1 protein-coding gene is annotated in these 2,570 nt (G+C 71.9%); it reads right to left on the bottom strand.

Features of this window, described 5'->3' with window-relative positions:
* On the bottom strand, positions 1-2,570 hold a 2,570-nt coding region (locus AV521_RS46155; RefSeq protein WP_143658785.1), incomplete at both ends, for a condensation domain-containing protein.

Consider the following 2,570-nt stretch of genomic DNA (forward strand, 5'->3'; position numbering starts at 1 on the left):
ACCGGACGCAACCCACCATCCAGCACATACACACAGGTGTTGGCGAGCGCGCGGCCGATCGGCACCACGTCGGGCACCTCGTCGACCGACCTCATGACGTGGTGGGTGGCGAACACCGTGGTCTCGGTGGGCCCGTACCCGTCCGTGACGACGATGCCCGGGTGGGCCTCCATCACGCGCCGGACCGAGGCCGCGGACACCACGTCACCGCCGGTCCAGATCTCGCGGACCCCGGCGAAGGCCTCGGCGGACTCGTCCGCGAGGGTGCGGAACAGTCCGGCCGTGAGCCAGAGGGCCGTGACGCCGTGCCGGGACACGACGGATGTGAAGGCGCGGGCGTCGAGGTCACCGGGGGGTGCCACGACCACGCAACCGCCGGAGAGCAGCGGCACCCACACCTCGTACGTCGCCGCGTCGAAGGCGTGCGGCGAGTGGAAGAGGACGCGGCTGTGCCGCTCCCGGTCCCAGCAGTGGTCGGCGGCGAGGGCGACGACCGCGCGATGGCTGACGGCAACACCCTTGGGCCGGCCGGTCGAGCCGGAGGTGTACATGACGTAGGCGAGCTGGTCGGGGTGACCCGCCGGCAGGGAGGTGTCCTCGGCACCCGGTCCGGCGGTGCCGTCCGGGTGGACCTCCACCACCTGGGCGTCGTGCTCGAACGGCAGACCTTCGGTCTGCGGGTCGACCAGCACGACGCGCGCGGACACCTCACGCAGCAGTTCCTCAAGCCTCTCGGCCGGCGCGGACCTGTCCAGGGGCACATAGGCGCAGCCGGCCCTGAGCACCGCCAGCATCGACACGACGAGACCAGCGGACCGCTCCTGGAACAGGGCGACCGTGTCCTCCGGCCGGGTTCCGCAGGCGGACAGACGCCGTGCGAGTGCGGTGGCGCGCTCGTCGAGTTCGCGGTAACCGAGGACCTCGTCGCCGCAGACGACCGCCGGCGCGTTTGGGGTCAACCGAGCCTGCTCGGCGACCAGTTCGGGCAGCGTCCGCTCGGGAACCGGCTGGACGGAGCTGTTCCACTCCCACATCATCTGGGCAAGTTCGGTCGCGTTCAGCAGGCCGATCCGGCCGGCCGGCCGGCCGGCGTCGACGACGAACGCCTCCAGCAGTGTCACCAGCCGGGCGATGACCCGGTCGGCCGCTTCGCGGGTGAACACGTCCTCGCGATAGTCGAGTTCGAGTCGCAGCCGCTCGCCCGGGACGGCGACCAGGCTCAGCGGGTAGTGCGTGGCACCGGGAGCCTGGGTGGCCAGCAGGTCGATACGCAGCCCCGGGACCGGCCGCTGGACGGACTCCTCGTCGAGGGGGGCGTTCTCGAACGCCACGGAGGTGTCGAAGAGTTCGCCCAGGCCGGCCAGCCGCTGGATGTCCGGCAGCCCCAGGTACTGGTGGTCCGCGAGCGCGGACTGCTCGTCCTGGACACGGCTGAGCAGGTCGCGCAGCGGTTCGGCGGGGTCGATGCGCACCCGCACCGGCACGGTGTTGATCAGCAGTCCGACGATCTCCTCGACCCCCGGCAGCTGGGGCGGGCGCCCCGAGACCGTCGCGCCGAACACCACGTCCTGCCGGCCGGTCAGTACGCCGACGAGCAGCGCCCAGGCGCCCTGGACGACCGTGTTGACGGTGACGCCGTTGCGCCGGGCAGCGGCTTCCAGGGCGGAGGTGAAGGCCGGCGGGATGTGGCGGGTGATCCGCTCGGCGGGCTTGTCGGTAGCGGCGCTGTCGAGCTGCGGCGCGATGAGGGTGGGCTCCTTCAGCCCTGCCAGCGCCGATCGCCAGGCCGTCTCGGCGGCCTGACGGTCCTGTGCGGCGGCCCAGCCCAGGTAGTCCCGCACCGGCACGGCGGCGGGCAGTGCGGAGCCGTCACCGGCCCAGGCGTACAGCTGGAACAGGTCGCGCACCAACAGGGGAAGCGACCATCCGTCCAGGACGATGTGGTGACTGGTGACCACCAGCACATGCCGGTCCTCGGCCATCCGGACCAGCGCGAAACGCAGCAGAGGCGGCTCGGTCATGTCGAAGCGTCGCATGCGCTCGTCGGCCAGCAACGCGTCGAGCCGGGCGCGCTGTTCGTCGGGGTCGAGTCCGCTGAGGTCCACCTCGGTCCAGGGCACCTCGACACCGGCGTGGATCAGTTGGAGCGGCCGACCGGACCCGTCCCGGACGAAGGCGGCCCGCAGACTCTCGTGGCGCTCGACCAGGGCCCGGCACGCCTTGCGCATCACCGGGGCGGACAACGCGCCGGTGACGTCGAGCGGGGTCTGCACATGGTAGACGTCGACCGTGTCGTGGGCGTAGCCGCTGTGGAAGAGCATGCCCTCCTGCAGCGGCGTGAGGGTCAGTACGTCGGTCAGTCCCGGGAAGCGCGTGTGCAGCCGTTCGCGCTCTGCCGGGTCCAGCGGTACCGCGCCGGCGTCCGGTGACGGCTGAGGACCGGCTGTGTGCCGTGCCTCCTTGGCGCCGGGGGCGAGTGCGGCGACGGTCTTGTGGCGGAAGACATCACGGGTGGTCAGCACCAGCCCGGCCGCGCGGGCGCGGGAGACGAGCTGGATGGAGATGATCGA

Source organism: Streptomyces sp. IMTB 2501 (assembly GCF_001953885.1).
Classification (GTDB): Bacteria; Actinomycetota; Actinomycetes; order Streptomycetales; family Streptomycetaceae; genus Streptomyces.